The following is a 15,805-nucleotide window of genomic DNA, read 5'->3' as shown; positions in this document are numbered from 1 at the left end:
GGCCTGGTCTGGCCGCATGCCGACGCCTGGAATCTGGCGGCCGCGACCGCGCTGGTCGGCGCCGGCCAGGCGCAGATCGTCGCCTGCTTCTACCGCATCGGCCTGGCCCAGCTGCCGCGAGCCCTGGCTGGCGCCGGCAGCGCGATGCTGTCGACCATCCTGCAGGCGGCGCTGGGGCTGGGGCCGGTGCTCCTGGGCAGCGTCTTCGTGCACGTGCAGGCTGGCGCTGGCGGCACGCTCGCGGGCGTGCAGGCGGCCCTCGGCGTGGAAGGCCTGGTGATGGCGGGGCTGGTGCTGTGCACGCTGGCGCTGCGCCGTGGCCTGCAGGCCGCCACGCTTGCGCCTGCGGCGACGCGGTAACGCGTCGGCCTTTAGCGCCCGGACACGGCGCCAGCCCCGTGCCTCGCCTGGTGCGTCCGGACCGATGAGCCAGCGCCCGGCGACGGGCGTCTACCGCTCGCTCACGACGGCGGCCCTGCGGGCGTCTGCGCGACAGGCGGCACCGCCTCGAGCAGCGCATCGAGCAAGGCATCGAACTCGTCGATCAGGCGCCGCCGGCGGGCGTCGTCCCAGGCGGCGGCCGCCGCCTCCAGGCGCGCCGTGTCCAGCACTTCCAGCGCTTCGGCCAGTGCCTGGCGGCCGGCCGGGCTGAGCCAGATGCGCGTGCGCCGAACATCCTGGTCACCGCACCGGCGCGACACCAGCCCGGCCGCCTCGAGCGCGGCAACGCGTGCGTTGAGCGTGGACTGCGCCCGGTCCAGCTGCCGCGCCAGCTCGGACGCTGTCGCCGGGCCGGCCTGTGCCATGTGCAGCAGCATCGCCACCGTGTCCGGAGACGGCCGCTCGCGGCCGTCGTCGGCACGCCGCGGCGCGCGCAGATAGAACTCGCGATAGAGCAGACCGAAGCGGCGGGCGAAGGTCGGGGAGTCCACGGGGCCGATTCTGCTCAGGCTGCCGGATTTCGACCAGTGCGCTGCGCGCCACCGGGTGCCGGCCGTGCGGCGGGCTAGAGCTCGATCCTGCCGATGTTGTCCAGCAGGAAAGGCTGCACGCGTGCGGCGACTGCCGCCTGAATGCTCTCCAGCCGGTCGAGCGCGATGTCGAGTTCACCCTCGGCCGCGCGCAGCCGGGCGTGTTCCGACGACAGCTTGAAAAAGAGCACCTGCGTGATCTCCTTGCGCGCCTCGATGGCCAGCGCCACGAGCTTGAACCGCATCTGCCCCGCGTCCGCAGCCACCGAGCCGAGCTGGAACTTCGCGCCGCGCACATGGGTGCTGCTGCGGTCGAAGATCGTGATCCAGGGGCTGGACGCGTCCATCTCCTGCAGCCCCTTGAGGACCGAGATCACGAGCGAGGTCGCGGCCATGGCCGGCCCCAGCGCCGCGGTCAGCACCGGCAGGATGGCCTTGTGCACGCCGGAGTCGTTGTCGTCGGCCGAGGTGTCCTTGAACTCCATCGAGCGTGTCGTCCAGCCGATGTTCTGCAGCACCTCGACATACCGGGCGTACCAGGCGAGCACGTCGGCGTCGGCCGCTGCCGCCTTGTTCGCCGCCAGCTGCGCCAGCAGCAGGCAGTCGGCGACCGCGCTGCGCTGGCCGGGCAGGACCGAGGCGCCGAACTCGGCGAGCTGGGCGCCGACGGCGACGACGGCGGCCTGCTGCGGCTCGCCGAAGCTGCCGGCAACGGCTGCCGACTCGGTCAAACCCCCGCGGGTGGCGCGGCGCGGCGGGGCATCAGGCAGTTCGAGACTGCGCACGTACTGGATCGGGTCGCGTGACATGGTCGCTCCTGGTGACCCGGCGGCGTGGGCGCCGGTGCGACAGCAGCCTAAGCCCGCGCCGGTGCCGGCGGCGGCGCCGAGCCTAGGGGTGCGCCGCGGTCAAGCCCGCAGCTGGGCCACCAGACGCCCCAGCGTGCGCACCGCCTCTTCCACCCGCGCGTCCCCCGGGTTGCCGTAGTTCAGCCGCAGGCAGCGCGCGAAGCGCCGGTCGGCGGAGAACAGATGGCCGGGCGCCAGGCTGATGTCGTGCGCCGCGGCCAGGCGCTGCAGTTGCAGCGCATCGGCCGGCGGCGGCAGTTCGACCCAGAGGAAGTAGCCGCCTTCGGGCCGCGTCACGCGCGTGCCAGCGGGGAAGTAGCGCCCCACCGCATCCAGCATGCGCGCCTGGCTGCCGGCCAGCGCCTGGCGCAGCTGGCGCAGGTGGCGCTCGTAACCGCCCTGCTGCAGATAGGCGGCCAGCGCCTCCTGCGACGGCACCGCGGTCGTCAGCGTCGTCATCAGCTTCAGGCGCTGCACCGCCGGCGCGAACCGCCCGGCCGCCGTCCAGCCGACGCGGTAACCCGGCGCCAGGCACTTCGAGAACGAGCTGCAGTGCATCACCAGCCCGTCGCGGTCGAAAGCCTTGGCCGGCGGCGGCCGGCGGGCGCCGAAATGCAGCTCGCCGTAGACGTCGTCCTCGATCAGCGGCACGCCGTGGCGCGCCAGCAGCTCGACCAGCGCGCGTTTGTTGGCTTCGGGCATCAGGCTGCCCAGCGGGTTCTGGAAGCTGGGCATGAACCAGCAGGCCTTGACCGGGTGCCGCGCCAGGACCTCGGCCAGCGACGCCAGCTCGACGCCGTGGCGCGGGTGCGTCGCCACCTCGACGGCGCGCAGCTGCAGCCGCTCCAGCGCCTGCAGCGCGGCGTAGAAACACGGCGACTCGATCGCGACCACGTCGCCCGGCCGCGTCACCGCCTGCAGGCACAGGTTCAGCGCCTCCATCGCGCCGTCGGTAACGACGAGCTCGCGTGCGTCGACCGCCGTGCCACCGACCGCATAACGCAGCCCGATCTGGCGCCGCAGCGCCTCGCTGCCGGTGGTCAGCTCCTCGACGATGCGGCCGGCGTCGAGCCGGCGCATCGCCGGCGTCAGCGTGCGCGCCAGCCTGTCCAGCGGGAACAGCGCCGGGCTCGGGAAGGCCGAACCCAGCGGCACGACGTCGGGCCGGCGCGTCGAGCCGAGCACGTCGAAGACCAGCTCGCTGATCTCGACCTCGGTCGTGCTCGGGCTGGGCAAGGCAGTCGCGGGTTCGGCGGCACGCGCCGCCGGCACGGCGCTGACGTAGTAGCCGGAGCGGGGCCGCGCCTGGATCAGGCCGCGCGCTTCCAGGCGGTAATAGGCCTCGAACACCGTCGCCGGGCTGATGCGCCGGCTGCTGCTGGCCTGGCGCACCGAGGGCAGCCGGTCGCCGGCGCGCAGCACGCCGGTGCGGATCAGTTCGGCGATCTCCTCGGCGTACTGCTCGTAGCGTTTCACCGCTGATCCGGTCGTCTGCACATGGCGGCCACTGTAACGGTGGCCGCCCGGCACGAGGCTGCGGCGTGCGCGTGGCCGAAACTGATCCGGTATTTCGGCCGCACAACTGAGTCTTACCGGATCAGTTGCCGCCCGGCACAGTGGCGTCTTGACATCAGGCAAGCAAGCCGCCTTGGCGCCGCACCGACCATGAACACCACCCACCGGGTGATCCCGCTGCAGGCCGCGCCCGCGGCCGACCCGTCGCCGCTGCTGAGCCCGCGGCTGAAGATCCAGCCGCGCACGGTGCACGGCCGCTACACCAACTGGCGCTGGGCGCTGGTGTGGCTGACCCAGCTGGTGTTCTACGGCCTGCCCTGGCTGCCGTGGAACGGCCGGCCGGCCGTGCTGTTCAGCCTGGAGACGCGGCGCTTTTATCTGTTCGACCTGGTGCTGCTGCCGCAGGACCTGGTGTTCCTGAGCCTGCTGCTGGTGATCAGCGCGCTGCTGCTGTTCTTCGTCACCGCGATCGCCGGGCGGCTGTGGTGCGGCTTCGCCTGCCCGCAGACGGTCTACACCGAGATGTTCCTGTGGCTGGAAGCACGCTTCGAAGGCGACCGCCCCGCCCGCCTGCGGCTGGACGCGGCCCGCTGGCGCGCGCCCAAGCTGCTGCGCCGCGGCGGCAAGCACCTGGCCTGGGTGGCGCTGGCGCTGTGGACCGGCATCAGCTTCGTCGGCTGGTTCACGCCGCTGCGCGACTGGCTGCCGGCACTGGCCGGCGGCGAGCTCGGCTGGGGCGTGTTCTGGGCCCTGTTCTACGGCGGCTTCACCTATCTCAACGCCGGCCTGCTGCGCGAGCAGGTCTGCCGCCACATGTGCCCGTACGCCCGTTTCCAGGGGTCGATGATGGACGTCGACACACGTGTCGTCGGCTACGACGCACGCCGCGGCGAGGCCCGCGGCCGGCGCGCACGCGGCTCCGACCCGAAGGCGCTCGGCCTGGGCGACTGCGTCGACTGCAGCCTGTGCGTGCAGGTCTGCCCGACCGGCGTCGACATCCGCAAAGGCCTGCAGTTCGACTGCATCAGCTGCGGCGCCTGCATCGACGCCTGTGACAAGGTGATGGACAAGCTGGGTTACGCGCGCGGCCTGGTGCGCTTCGCGACCTTGCGCGCGCTCGCCGGCGACAACGGCCCCGCGGCGACGCGGCCGCGCGTTCGCGTCTACGGCCTGATGCTGCTGGCGGCCTGCACGGCGCTGGCCGTGGGCCTGGCCGACCGTGCGCCTTTCCGGGTCGACGTGATGCGCGACCGCGGCGTGCTGGCGCGCGAAGCCGGCCCGGGCTGGGTCGAAAACGTCTACCGGCTGCAGGTCGTCAACGCCTCCGAGAAGACGCGGCAGCTGCAGGTGCGTGTGCTCGGGCTGGACGGTGCCGAGGTGCTGGACGGCGCGCGTTTCGAGCTGCCGCCGGCCGCCGAACGCACGCTGCCGCTGAACGTGCGCGCGCCGGCGGGCGACGGTGGCGAACGTGTGCGGCCGATCCGCTTCGAGTTCAGCACCGCCGACGGCAGCGACGCGGCCCGGGTGGAGGAGCCGAGCACCTTCCTGATGCCGCGCTGAGGCCAGCCCGCGATTTCGCGCGGGATGGCTGGCGCGCGGCGCTCAGCTGCGCGGCATCGCGCGGGCGACGATGGCCGCGCAGTCGGCACCACGCGGCAGCGTGCCGTACTGGCGTGCGCCGCCGCCGTCCAGGCGCGACGCGCAGAAGGCGTCGGCCAGCGCATGCGGCGCGTGCTGCTGCAGCAGCGCGGCCTGCAGCGCCAGCGCCATGCGGTCGACCAGGCTGCGCGCGCGGTACTCCAGCTCCGACAGGTCGGTGAACTCGTGCTTCAGCGTGTCGACCCAGCGGTCCAGCAGCGCGTGGCCGCCGCGCGCCGGCGCCAGCTCGGCGAAGAAGGCGTCGACCGCTGCCGGTGTCTTCTGCAGCGCGCGCAGCATGTCCAGGCACTGCACGTTGCCGCTGCCTTCCCAGATCGCGTTCACCGGCGCCTCGCGGTACAGGCGCGGGAACGGGCCGTCCTCCATCACGCCGCTGCCGCCTATGCACTCCATCGCCTCGGCCGCGTGCGCCGCCGTGCGTTTGCAGATCCAGTACTTGCCCAGCGGTGTCGCCAGGCGCAGCAGCGCGTCTTCGTGCGCGTCGCCGCGGCTGTCGAGTGCACGTGCCAGGCGCATCGTCAGCGCCAGCGAGGCTTCGGTCTCCAGCACCAGGTCGGCGAGCACGTTGCGCATCAACGGCTGCTCGGCCAGCCGGCGCCCGAAAGCCGAGCGCTCGCGGCCGTGTTGCAGCGCCAGCGCCGTGGCGGCGCGCTGCGCGGCGCTCGAGCCGACCATGCAGTCGAAACGTGTGCAGGCGACCATCTCGAGGATGGTGCGCACGCCGCGCCCTTCGTCGCCGACCATCCAGGCGAGCGCGCCGCGCAGCTCGGTCTCGCTGCTGGCGTTGGAGACGTTGCCCATCTTGCGTTTCAGGCGCACGAGCTGCAGCGGGTTCTTCGTGCCGTCGGGCCGCCAGCGCGGCAGCAGAAAGCAGCTCAGGCCCCCCGGCGCCTGCGCCAGCACGAGGAAGGCGTCGCACATCGGCGCCGAGACGAAGTACTTGTGGCCGACCAGTTCGTAGGCCGCGCCCGGGCCGGTGGCGAAGCCGGCGGGAGCGGCGCGTGTCGTGTTCGTGCGCACGTCCGAGCCGCCCTGCTTCTCGGTCATCGCCATGCCGATCGTCAGGCCGGCCTTGTCGGCGTCGGGCACGTTGCGCGGGTCGTAGACCGGCGCGGTGATGCGCGGCAGCCAGGCATGGGCCAGCGCCGGCGTGCTGCGCAGCGCCGGTACCGAGGCGAAAGTCATCGTCACCGGGCAGCCGTGGCCGGCCTCGACCTGGCTCTGCATGTAAAAACGCGCCGCGCGTGCGACGTGGGCGCCGGGCCGCGGGTCGGTGTGCGGCGACGCGTGCAGGCCGTGTTCGATCGCCGTGCGCATCAGCTCGTGGTACGCGGGGTGGAAACGCACCCGGTCCACACGGCGGCCGAAACGGTCGTGGGTGTCGAGTTCGGGCGGGTGCTGGTTGGCCAGCACACCCAGCTCGCGGTAGCCGGCCGAACCGGTGAGCCGGCCGAAGCGGCTGAGTTCGGCTTCAGCCCAGCCGCCGCCTTCGCGCCGCACCGCGGCGACGAGCGCAGCGTCGTCCAGATAGAGGTCGCCGTCGGGCAGCTCGCTGCCGACGTTGAAGACCTCGTGCGTGTCGGACCGGTCCAGACCTGGGTTCATCGGCGTAGCTCCTAGACGGTGGGCCGCGGTGTGCGCGCGGCAGCCAGGAAACGCTGCCAGATCGCCTGGCCGGCGGCGTCGAAACGTTCGACCGTGGCGACGAAACGGGCGCGCGCATCGGCGTCGACCAGCGGCGCCGGCAGCAGCGGGTCGAAGACGAGGCGGCGGATCGCGTCGCCGCCGAGTTCGAAGGCTTCGCGTGCGGCGGTTTCGGGCGGCAAAGCCGCTGCCGCGTCCAGCCAGGCGGCGAGCCGTGCGGCGGTGTCGCGGTAGCCGGCATCCAGCGCCGCGCCGTCCCACAGAGCGGCGGCGCGGGCGGCGTCGCCGGCGGCCAGCGCCCGCAGGCCGAAGACGGTGCCGGCCGGAGCGCCTTCGGGCAGCAGCGCCTGCAGCCGCAGACGCAGCGCCTCGGCGCCGCCGGCCAGGTTGTCGGGCCGCAGGTGCAGGCCGCGCTCGAACTCGGCCAGCCCGAGCAGGCCGAAAACGCGTTCACGCGCGCGCAGCGCCGGGCGGTCGCTGCGGCCGGCGGCGCCGACGTGCACCGCGATCCAGTCGCCCTGCCAGTCGACGAGGCTGGCCTGCAGGCCGCGCCAGCCGCCGACCGCGTCGGCCACCGGCCGCGCTTGGGGCCCGAGCGCGTAGCAGCCGCGGCGCGGCGTAGCCATCAGCCCGGCGGCGACACCACGCGCCAGCGCCACCCGCACGCTGTTTTCCGGCAAGCCGAACAGCGCGCAGGCGGCGAGCAGCTCGCGCACGCCGAGCGCGCCGTCGCCGCGCGCCTCGGCGCCCAGCAGCAGGCTGAGGATCAGCGATCGAGGGGTTGTCGGCACACGCAAATATTACGTCGCCATGCGTCGCTTGCCGACGAGCGTAATCCCTATGTATTCAACTTCAGCCGCCACACGCACGAATATGCACACTTGAATTCTTGTTTGTGCACGTTTAGCATCGCGCCATGACGTCCGACCTGCCCCTGGCCCGCCGTGACCTGATCGCCCAGCGCCTGGCTGCCGGCCAGCCAGTGGTTGCGGCCACGCTGGCGGCCGAGTTCGTGGTCTCCGAAGACGCGATCCGGCGCGACCTGCGTGCGCTCGCCGCCGAAGGCCGCTGCCGCCGCGTCTACGGCGGCGCGCTGCCGCCGGCCGCCGGTGCGCCGGCCATCGCGCAGCGCCTGGGCGAAGGCCGCGAGCGCAAGCAGGCGCTGGCGCGGGCCGCCGCGGCGACGGTGCGGCCGGGCGAGTTCGTGTTCCTCGACGCCGGCAGCACCAATCTGGCGCTGGTGGAGTACCTGCCCGAAGACGCCGATCTGACGGTCGCGACGAACTCGATCGACATCGCCGCGGCGCTGCTGCGGCGCCAGGACCTGCGCCTGCTGATGGTCGGCGGCAGCGTCGACCTGCTGGTCGGCGGCTGCGTCGACGCCAGCGCGCTGCTGGCGGTGCAGCGCCTGAACATCGCGCGCTGTTTCCTCGGCGCCTGCGCCTTGTCGCCCGAAACCGGCGCCAGCGCCCACGACGCTGCCGACGCCGAGTTCAAACGTGCATTGGTCGGCGCCAGCCGCCGGCTGCTGGTGCTGGCGACGAACGACAAGCTCGGCGCCTTGGCCGCGCACCGCGTCGCGCCGGTGGCCGCGTTCGACACCGTCGTGCTCGAGCCCGATGCCGACACCGCGCTGCAGGCCGCGCTGGCCGCCGCCGGCGCGAACATCGTTCACGCCCGGGCCTGAACCCGTTGGAGCTTTCCAGATGCAACTCGCCCACGTCGCCCTGTGGACCGCTGACCTCGACGCCGCCGCCGCGTTCTGGCGCGAGCGTTTCGGCGCCGAGATCGGCGCGCTCTACCGCAGCACGCGGCGGCCCGGTTTCGTCTCGCGTTTCGCTACGCTGCCCGGGGGCGGGCCCAGCCTGGAACTGATGAGCACCAGCTGGCTGGCCTTGCCACCGGCGGTCGAGGCCGTCGGCTGGGACCATGTCGCGGTCTCGCTGGGCAGCGCGGCGGCGGTCGATGCGCTGGCGGCGCGCTGCGCCGCCGACGGCAGCCTGCTCTCGCCGCCGCGCCACACCGGCGACGGTTTCTACGAAGCCGTGATCGCAGCGCCCGACGGCACGCGCGTCGAGATCACGGCCTGAGAGGCCTCAGGGTGCCGCGACCGGCACGGGCTTGAGCGCCGGCTCCACCGGCACGCCGGCGGCCTGCATCATCACGTGGAAGAGCTGGGTGTTGTCGACGATGCGGGTGCCCGGATACCAGCTTCCTTCCTGCGCCTTCAGCAGCTCCGTGCCCTGGCCGCGCGCGTAGATGCGGGTCAGCTCGTTGCTGTGGCCGCCGCTGCCGTAGCTGACTTCGCCGCCGGGATAACAGCGCGTGAGATTGCAGTCGTCGCTGCGCTGCTCGGGCAGTTCGCCGGCGCCCAGCGCCTTGCCGATGCGCATGTAGCTGTTGCTGTGGTCGGCGGTGATGATCAGCAGCGTGTTGTCCCAGCTGATGTCGTCGCCCGGGCGGTCGACGAAGTCGACCACCGCCTTCACCCCGTCGTGCAGGCTGGCGACGGTGGACACCATGTGGCGGTAGTCGTTGTTGTGATTCGCCCAGTCGATGTCGCCCTGCTCGGCCATCAGGAAGAAGCCGCGCGGGTTGCGCGCGAGCACCTGCAGCGCGGCCAGCGTCGCCTCGGCGTAGCTCGGGTTCTCGGTCGTCGCGCGTTCGATGCGCGGCGCGCCCGGGCGGTGCTGGGGTTCGGGCCAGTCGAACAGGCCGCCCTGCTTCTTGCCGTACAGGCCGACGAGCTTCTTGCCCTCGGCCGCCGCGCGCCGCGCCGCGGCCTGCAGTGCCTGGGCGCCGTCGGTGCCGGCCTGGCGCTCGACGAAGACCGTGTCGGCGGCGTAGCGGCCGCTCTTCAGGTCGGCGTAGTCAGTCTCGGCGATGAAACCGAAATCGGGCCGGCCGCTGGTGCCGGGGTGGCCGCCGCCGATGACGACGTCGGGGCGGGTGCGCTGCAGGATCTCGCTGCCGATCGCGGTGTAGTGCTTGCGGCTCTTGTCATGGGCGACGAAGGCCGCCGGCGTCGCGTGCGTGAACGGCACGGTGCTGACGACGCCGATGGCGAAGCCGCGCGCTTCGCGCAGGCGTTCGGCGATGGTCTTGAGCGATCCGTCGTCGCGGCGGTTGCCGCCGCGGTCGGGGTCGCCGCTCAGCCAGGAGATGTTGCCGTCGTCGGTCTTGTAGCCGGTGGCCCAGGTCGTCGCCGACGAGGCCGAATCGGTCGCCGCGCCCAGGTGGTAGGCGCGCGCGCCGTCCAGTTCGGGGCCGAGCGGATACGGCAGCAGCCCGCCCTTGGCCGGGTCGTAACCGAGCGTCGGCACGATCGCCTGCGGGTCGTAGCGGCCGCCGTGGCGCTCGTAGGTCGTCACGTCCCAGGTGGCCTGCACGCCCTGGTAGGGAAGCTGGTGAAAGGACAGCGAGAAGGGTTTGCCGCTGAGGTACTGGCTGGCGGCGATCTCGTGCTCGATGTTCATCCCGTCACCGATCAGCAGGATCACGTGGCGGGCGACGGGGGCGGTGTCGGCGGCCTGCGCCGGCAGCGCGGCCAGCAGCGTGGTGGCCGCGATGGCGGCGAGGTTCAGGGCGCTACGGCGGGTCATCATCGGGGTGTCGGGTCCTCGGCAACGCCGGGTGGCGGAAGGCCTCCGGCGGGCCGACACGATACGCCAGCTGCGGCCTGGCCCCGTGAGCCGGCCCGCCGCGGGCCTGCGCTCAGCGCAGCCGGGTCGGTGCCGCAGCCGCTGCCGACAGCGTCGCCAGCATCGGCGACGGCGGCGTCACGCCGGCGTCGTAGGGGTGCCAGCGCTGGCCGCCGAGCGAGGCCAGGATCCGCCGCACATAAGCCCGCGTCTCGGCATAGGGCGGCACGCCCCGGTAGCGGTCGACCGCGCCTTCGCCGGCGTTGTAGGCGGCCAGCGTGAACAGGATGTCGCCCTGGTAGTAGGCGAGCAGCCAGCGCAGGTAGGCCATGCCGCCGCGGATGTTCTCGACCGGATCCGACAGCTTGCGCACCTTGAAGCGCGCGGCGGTGTCGGGCATCAGCTGCATCAGGCCCTGGGCGTTCTTGGGCGACAAGGCGCCGGGGTCGAAGCCGCTTTCGCTGGCCATCACCGCCAGCACCAGCTGCGGCGCGAGCTTGTATTCGGGCGCGACGAGGTCGACGAAACGCACGATGGGCTGCGGCGCGTTCGGCGGCGGTGGCAGTGCGGCCAGGAAGGCCGACGGCGCCCGGCCACCGCGGCCCTTGGACACCGGCGGCCTGGGTGCGGCCGCCGTCAGCGGGTCCTGCTCCGGCGGGCGCAGGCAGGGCGGCGGCGGCCCGAGCGGCGTGCCCAGGCGGGCCGCCATGTTCTGCGCCTGCGCCAGGCCTTGTTCGGCGGCGGCGGCGAACAGGTGCGCGGCCTGGGCTTCGTCGCGTTCGATGCCGCGCGCGTTGGTCAGCATCCAGCCGAGGTTGAACTGCGACTCGGCGTCGCCATAACGCGCGGCGCGGCAGTACAGCTGGGCAGCGAGCACCGCGTCGCGTGCGACGCCGTCTCCGTATTCGTAGGCCTTGGCTTCGGCGCGCCAGCGTTCGACCTGGGCCGGCACGACCGGGCCGCGCTCCGGCGGCGGCGCTTCGGGGCGCGGCAGCGTGCCCAGGTCGGGCAGCGCCTGGGCGAAGGCGCCCGTCGCCAGCCAGCACAGCGTTGCAGCCAGCCAGCTACGGCTGCGGTGGGCGTAAAAAAGGCGTCGCGACATCATCGGCGCCGCGAGTCTAGGCCGCTGCGGCGCGCCCTGCCCTCCCCGAGCTCGGCGGGTCGGCGCCGCCGCGCCGTGACCGAATGCGCGCTCAGCGGCCGGCCGGCAGCACCGTGCCGCGGCACTCGCCCAGGCCGATGCGGCGCCAGCCGGGCGCTTCGCACCAGCCGCGCAGCACGACGCAGTCGCCGTCTTCCAGGAAGGTACGCGCCTCGCCGCCCGGCAGCGCGACCGGGCGTTTGCCGCCGACGCTGAGCTCGATCAGCGCACCGGCTTCGCCCGGCGTCGGCCCGGACAGCGTGCCGGTGCCCAGCAGGTCGCCGGGCTGCAGGTTGCAGCCGTTGACGCTGTGGTGGGCGACGAGCTGGGCCATGGTCCAGTAGGCGTGGCGCCAGCTGGTGCGGCTGATCACCGCCCCGCCCTCGCCGCGCGCGCGCATCGCCGGCGTCTGCAGCTCGACCGCCAGCCGCAGGTCGACGGCGCCGACTTCGGCCAGCGCCGGTGAATCCAGATAGGGCAGCGGCGCCGGGTCGCCCGCCGGCCGGCGCGCAGCGCCGACGCGGAACGGAGCCAGCGCCTCCAGCGTCACGACCCAGGGCGAGATCGTGGTCGCGAAGTTCTTCGCCAGGAAGGGCCCGAGCGGCTGGTACTCCCAGGCCTGCAGGTCGCGCGCCGACCAGTCGTCGAGCAGGCAGACGCCGAACAGGTGGGCCTCGGCCTCGGTCACCGACACCGGCTCGCCCAGGCGGTTGCCGGGGCCGACGAAGAGGCCGAGCTCGAGCTCGAAGTCCAGCCGTCGGCTGGCGGCCAGCACCGGCTGCTCGGCGTCGGGCGGCATCACCTGGCCGCGCGGCCGGCGCACGCCGGTGCCCGAGACGACGATGCTCGAGCTGCGGCCGTGGTAGCCGATCGGCACCCATTTGTAGTTGGGCAGCAGCGGGTGGTCGGGGCGGAACAGGCGGCCCACGTTGGTGGCGTGGTGCACCGAGGTGTAGAAGTCGGTGTAGTCGCCGATGCGCGCCGGCAGCGTGTATTCGGCTGCGGCCTGCGGCAGCAGCAGCGGCTCGAGCCGGGCGCGGTCGGCGGCGCCGCGGCGCAGCGCATGCGACAGCGCCTGGCGCAAGGCACGCCAGTGGCCGCGGCCGGCGGCCATCAGCGGGTTCAGCGTCGGCCCCGAGGCCAGCGCCAGCGCCTCGCCGGCCAGGCCCTCGAACAGGCCCGCCTGTGCGGCCGCGCCCAGGTCGACGATCTGCTCGCCGATGGCGACGCCGCCGCGCCAGGCCTCGTCGCTGCCGGCGCGGCGGAAGACGGCGAAGGGCAGGTTCTGCGGCGGGAAGTCGCTGCCCTCGGCGTTGGCCGACTCGACCCAGCTCGCCAGCGCCGGATCGTGGCTGTCGTCGATGACCGGGCTCATGCGTCTTCCCGCGCCAGGCTGCCGTCGTGCATCCAGGCCGCGTGTTTGGGCGCTTTCTTCGTGCGGCTCCATTCGTCGAGCATCTCGCGCTTGACGGCGTCGAGCTGGGTCAGCATGCCGGGCGTGGCGCAGTCGGCGGCCAGTTCGAGCCGGTGGCCGTTGGGGTCGAAGAAATAGATGCTGCGAAAGATCGTGTGGTCGGTCGGGCCGATCACCTCGATGCCGGCGGCTTCCAGGCGCGCCTTGGTCGCCAGCAGCGTCTCGACCGAGTCGACCTGCAGCGCCAGGTGCTGGACCCAGCTCGGCGTGTTGCGGTCTCGGTCCATCGCCGGCTGCGTCGGCAGCTCGAAGAACGCGAGCACGTTGCCGCCGCCGGCGTCGAGGAAGACGTGCATGTAGGGGTCGGGCGCCTTGGTCGACGGCACCTCGTCCTCTGCGATCGCGAGGATGAAGCGCATGCCGAGGTGGCGCTCGTACCACTCGACGGTTTCGCGGGCGTCGCGGCAGCGGTAGGCGACGTGGTGGATCTTGCGGACCAGCATGGGAAGCTCCTGCGGGGCCCAAGCGCCCCGTCGACACGCGCCGCGCCCCGGCGGCGACGCGGCCGCGGCGGCAAACGGCGCGCCGCGGCGTGCGCGACTGTGGCGACGAAGCCGCGCGTGCGGCGCTGGCGTTTTCCCTAGCGGCTCAAGCCCTGGCGCGCCAAACCGCCTCCCGTTCAGGCCCAGAGCCCGGGTGGCGGCGGCTGCATCAGGCTGCCGTCGAAGGCGAAGCCGCCTTCGCGGTCGCGCGACAGCAGCAGCGGGCCGTCGAGGTCGACGAAAGCCGCCCAGCGCGCGAGCAGGAAGGCCGGCGCCATCGCCAGCGAGGTGCCGAGCATGCAGCCGACCATCAGCCCCAGGCCGCGTTCCTGCGCCGCGCGCGCGACCGCGATCGCCTCGGTGAGGCCGCCGGTCTTGTCGAGCTTCAGGTTGACGAAGGCATAGCGCCGCGCGACCTGGTCCAGCGTCTCGCGGCCGTGGAAGCTCTCGTCGGCACACAGCGGCACCGGCGAGGCGAAACCTTCGAGCACCGCGTCGGCCGCGGCCGGCAGCGGCTGCTCGATCAGCGCCACGCCGGCAGCGGCGCAGGCCGCCAGATGGCGCTCGAGCGTGGCTTCGGTCCAGGCTTCGTTGGCGTCGACGATCAGCGTCGCGCCCGGCGCCGCGGCACGCACCGCGCGGATGCGTTCGTCGTCGCCCTCGCCGCCCAGCTTGACCTTCAGCAGCGGCCGGGCCGCGGCGCGGGCCGCCGCGGCCGCCATCGCCGCCGGGTCGCCCAGGCTCAGCGTGTAGGCGGTGACGACGGGCTGCGGCTCGGGCAGGCCCGCCAGCGCCCAGACCGGGCGGCCGGCGGTGCGCGCCTCCAGCGCCCAGAGCGCGGCGTCGAGCGCGTTGCGTGCGGCGCCGGCGGGCAGTGCCGCGGCCAGTTCGGCGCGGCCGCCACCGGCGGCGACCAGGCCGGCCTGTGCGCGCACGAGCTCGGCGACACCGTCGACGGTCTCGCCGTAACGCGCATAGGGCACACATTCGCCGCGCCCGGTGAGGCCGCCCTGCGTGATGCTGGCGACGACGACGACGGCCTCGGTCTTGGTGCCGCGCGCGATCGTGAAGCCGCCGGCGATAGCCCAGCGTTCGACGGCGACCTCGAGCACAGCCTCAGACACGGGCGCTGCCCGGGAACTCGGCGAGCAGGCGCTCGACGATCACGTCGACGCCGTAACGCACCGGGTCGGTGGCCGGCAGGCCGTGTTCGCGCTCCAGTTCGGCCAATAGCGAGCGCGCCGCGGCCTCGTCCAGCGCCTTGGTGTTGATGGCGATGCCGACCGGGCGGATCGCCGGGTTGGTCAGCCGGCCGCAGCGCAGGGTGAGATCGATGACCTCGGCGATCGTCGGCAGCGCGTGTTTCACGCCGCGCATGGTCTGGCGCGTGGGCTCGTGGCAGACGACGAAGGCGTCGGGCTGGGCGCCGTGCAGCAGGCCCAGCGAGACACCGGCGAACGACGGGTGGAACAGCGAGCCCTGGCCCTCGATCAGGTCCCAGTGGCCCGCGGCGGCGGCCGGCGCCAGCCACTCGACGGCGCCGGAGATGAAGTCGGCGACGACGGCGTCGATCGCGACGCCGTGGCCGGAGATGAAGACGCCCGTCTGGCCGGTGGCGCGGAAGTCGGCGTCCAGGCCGCGGGCACGCATCGTGCGCTCCAGCGCCAGCGCGGTGTACTTCTTGCCCGAGGAGCAGTCGGTGCCGACGGTCAGCAGCCGCAGGCCCGGGCGTTTGGTGCCCTTGCCGGTGGCGAAGCTCTGGTTGTTGTGGCGCACGTCGAAGAGCTCGACGCCGCGGTGCGCGGCGGCCTCGCGGATCTCCGGGATGCTGCCCAGCCGCACGTGCAGGCCGCTGGCGACGTTCAGCCCGGCCTCGATCGCGTCGACGATGTGCGCCACCCAGTGCGCCGGCAGCACGCCGCCGGCGTTGGCGACGCCGACGACGAGCGTCCTGGCGCCCGCGGCCACACCCTCGGCGATCGACATCTCCGGCAGGCCGAGGTCGGCCTGGCAGCCGGGCAGCCGCGTCTGGCCCAGGCACCACTCGCGCCGCCAGTCGACGATGCCGTGTGCGGTCTTGGCGGCGAGCTGGTCGTGCACGTCGCCGAGGAACATCAGGTACGGGTGCGCAATGTCCATCGAAGCTCCAGGAGATCGGCGGCGTGGCGTGGGGCCGGCACCGCGGCTGAACGTTGGCGCCATTGTGCGGGGCCGGCGCGGGCGCCGCTTGATCCGGATCGGCCGCCGGCCATGCCGTCAAGCGGCCGGCCGCGCGGCCGCGGGGTCAGAAGCTGGTCCAGTCGGCCTCGGCTTCGGCTGGCGCCGGCGCCGGCGCCGGTTTCGGCTCGCGTGCGGCGCGGGCTTCGTCCTGCGCTGGCGGCGCGGCGGCCGGGCGCACGCCCGCCACCGCGCCGCCAGCGCAGGACGAAG

14 protein-coding genes and 1 pseudogene are annotated in these 15,805 nt (G+C 73.4%); 4 read left to right on the top strand and 11 right to left on the bottom strand.

From position 1 onward, the window contains the following. Positions 1-360 (top strand): annotated as a pseudogene (locus tag CKO43_RS21485) (MFS transporter); the annotation flags it as partial. 101 nt (positions 361-461) lie between these two features. On the opposite strand, the gene CKO43_RS21480 reads toward CKO43_RS21485, so the two are convergent. The 3 genes from CKO43_RS21480 to CKO43_RS21470 form a co-directional block, all read right to left on the bottom strand. Continuing rightward, positions 462-932, bottom strand: a complete 471-nt coding sequence (locus CKO43_RS21480; RefSeq protein WP_200379911.1) for a helix-turn-helix domain-containing protein — start codon at positions 930-932, stop codon at positions 462-464. 74 nt (positions 933-1,006) lie between these two features. Then, positions 1,007-1,780, bottom strand: a complete 774-nt coding sequence (locus tag CKO43_RS21475; protein WP_200231205.1) for a hypothetical protein — start codon at positions 1,778-1,780, stop codon at positions 1,007-1,009. Positions 1,781-1,879: 99 nt separating this feature from the next. Further along, entirely contained in the window at positions 1,880-3,295 is a 1,416-nt protein-coding gene (locus tag CKO43_RS21470; protein ID WP_200379910.1) for an aminotransferase class I/II-fold pyridoxal phosphate-dependent enzyme, read from the bottom strand. A gap of 189 nt (positions 3,296-3,484) precedes the next feature. Between CKO43_RS21470 and ccoG the strand changes: the two genes are divergently transcribed. Continuing rightward, complete coding sequence (gene ccoG, locus CKO43_RS21465) at positions 3,485-4,894, top strand: cytochrome c oxidase accessory protein CcoG (protein WP_200379909.1); 1,410 nt, start codon at positions 3,485-3,487, stop codon at positions 4,892-4,894. A gap of 42 nt (positions 4,895-4,936) precedes the next feature. Here ccoG and CKO43_RS21460 read toward each other — a convergent pair whose 3' ends face one another. After that, positions 4,937-6,598, bottom strand: coding sequence for an isovaleryl-CoA dehydrogenase (locus CKO43_RS21460; RefSeq protein WP_200379908.1), 1,662 nt, complete (start codon positions 6,596-6,598; stop codon positions 4,937-4,939). Between the two features lie 11 nt (positions 6,599-6,609). Beyond that, positions 6,610-7,428, bottom strand: a complete 819-nt coding sequence (locus tag CKO43_RS21455) for a PaaX family transcriptional regulator C-terminal domain-containing protein (protein WP_200379907.1) — start codon at positions 7,426-7,428, stop codon at positions 6,610-6,612. 125 nt (positions 7,429-7,553) lie between these two features. On the opposite strand from CKO43_RS21455, the gene CKO43_RS21450 reads away from it, so the two are divergent. Both CKO43_RS21450 and CKO43_RS21445 read left to right on the top strand, forming a co-directional pair. Next, complete coding sequence (locus CKO43_RS21450) at positions 7,554-8,324, top strand: DeoR/GlpR family DNA-binding transcription regulator (RefSeq protein ID WP_200379906.1); 771 nt, start codon at positions 7,554-7,556, stop codon at positions 8,322-8,324. A gap of 19 nt (positions 8,325-8,343) precedes the next feature. Then, entirely contained in the window at positions 8,344-8,727 is a 384-nt protein-coding gene (locus CKO43_RS21445; RefSeq protein WP_200379905.1) for a VOC family protein, read from the top strand. Between the two features lie 6 nt (positions 8,728-8,733). Here CKO43_RS21445 and CKO43_RS21440 read toward each other — a convergent pair whose 3' ends face one another. The 6 genes from CKO43_RS21440 to dgcN all read right to left on the bottom strand — a co-directional run bounded on the left by CKO43_RS21440 (position 8,734) and on the right by dgcN (position 15,514). Further along, positions 8,734-10,242: an alkaline phosphatase gene (locus CKO43_RS21440; RefSeq protein ID WP_200379904.1), complete on the bottom strand. Its 1,509-nt coding sequence runs from the start codon at positions 10,240-10,242 to the stop codon at positions 8,734-8,736. 109 nt (positions 10,243-10,351) lie between these two features. Beyond that, positions 10,352-11,380: a transglycosylase SLT domain-containing protein gene (locus CKO43_RS21435; RefSeq protein ID WP_242481280.1), complete on the bottom strand. Its 1,029-nt coding sequence runs from the start codon at positions 11,378-11,380 to the stop codon at positions 10,352-10,354. A 91-nt stretch (positions 11,381-11,471) separates the two neighbouring features. After that, positions 11,472-12,794 (bottom strand): fumarylacetoacetase, encoded by a 1,323-nt coding sequence (gene fahA, locus CKO43_RS21430; RefSeq protein WP_200379902.1) that lies wholly within the window; start codon positions 12,792-12,794, stop codon positions 11,472-11,474. Next, positions 12,791-13,336: a VOC family protein gene (locus tag CKO43_RS21425; protein WP_200379901.1), complete on the bottom strand. Its 546-nt coding sequence runs from the start codon at positions 13,334-13,336 to the stop codon at positions 12,791-12,793. The genes fahA and CKO43_RS21425 overlap by 4 nt, the downstream gene beginning before the upstream one ends. Positions 13,337-13,512: 176 nt before the next feature. Continuing rightward, complete coding sequence (gene dgcA / locus CKO43_RS26360; protein WP_200379900.1) at positions 13,513-14,499, bottom strand: N-acetyl-D-Glu racemase DgcA; 987 nt, start codon at positions 14,497-14,499, stop codon at positions 13,513-13,515. After that, complete coding sequence (gene dgcN, locus CKO43_RS21415) at positions 14,492-15,514, bottom strand: N-acetyltransferase DgcN (RefSeq protein ID WP_200379899.1); 1,023 nt, start codon at positions 15,512-15,514, stop codon at positions 14,492-14,494. The genes dgcA and dgcN overlap by 8 nt, the downstream gene beginning before the upstream one ends. Positions 15,515-15,805: the final 291 nt, after the last annotated feature.

It is taken from the genome of Rubrivivax gelatinosus, assembly GCF_016583785.1.
In the GTDB taxonomy this organism is placed as follows: Bacteria; Pseudomonadota; Gammaproteobacteria; order Burkholderiales; family Burkholderiaceae_C; genus Rubrivivax; species Rubrivivax gelatinosus_B.
Note: the sequence above shows the minus strand (reverse complement) of the source record. Positions and strands in the feature narration are given on the sequence as shown.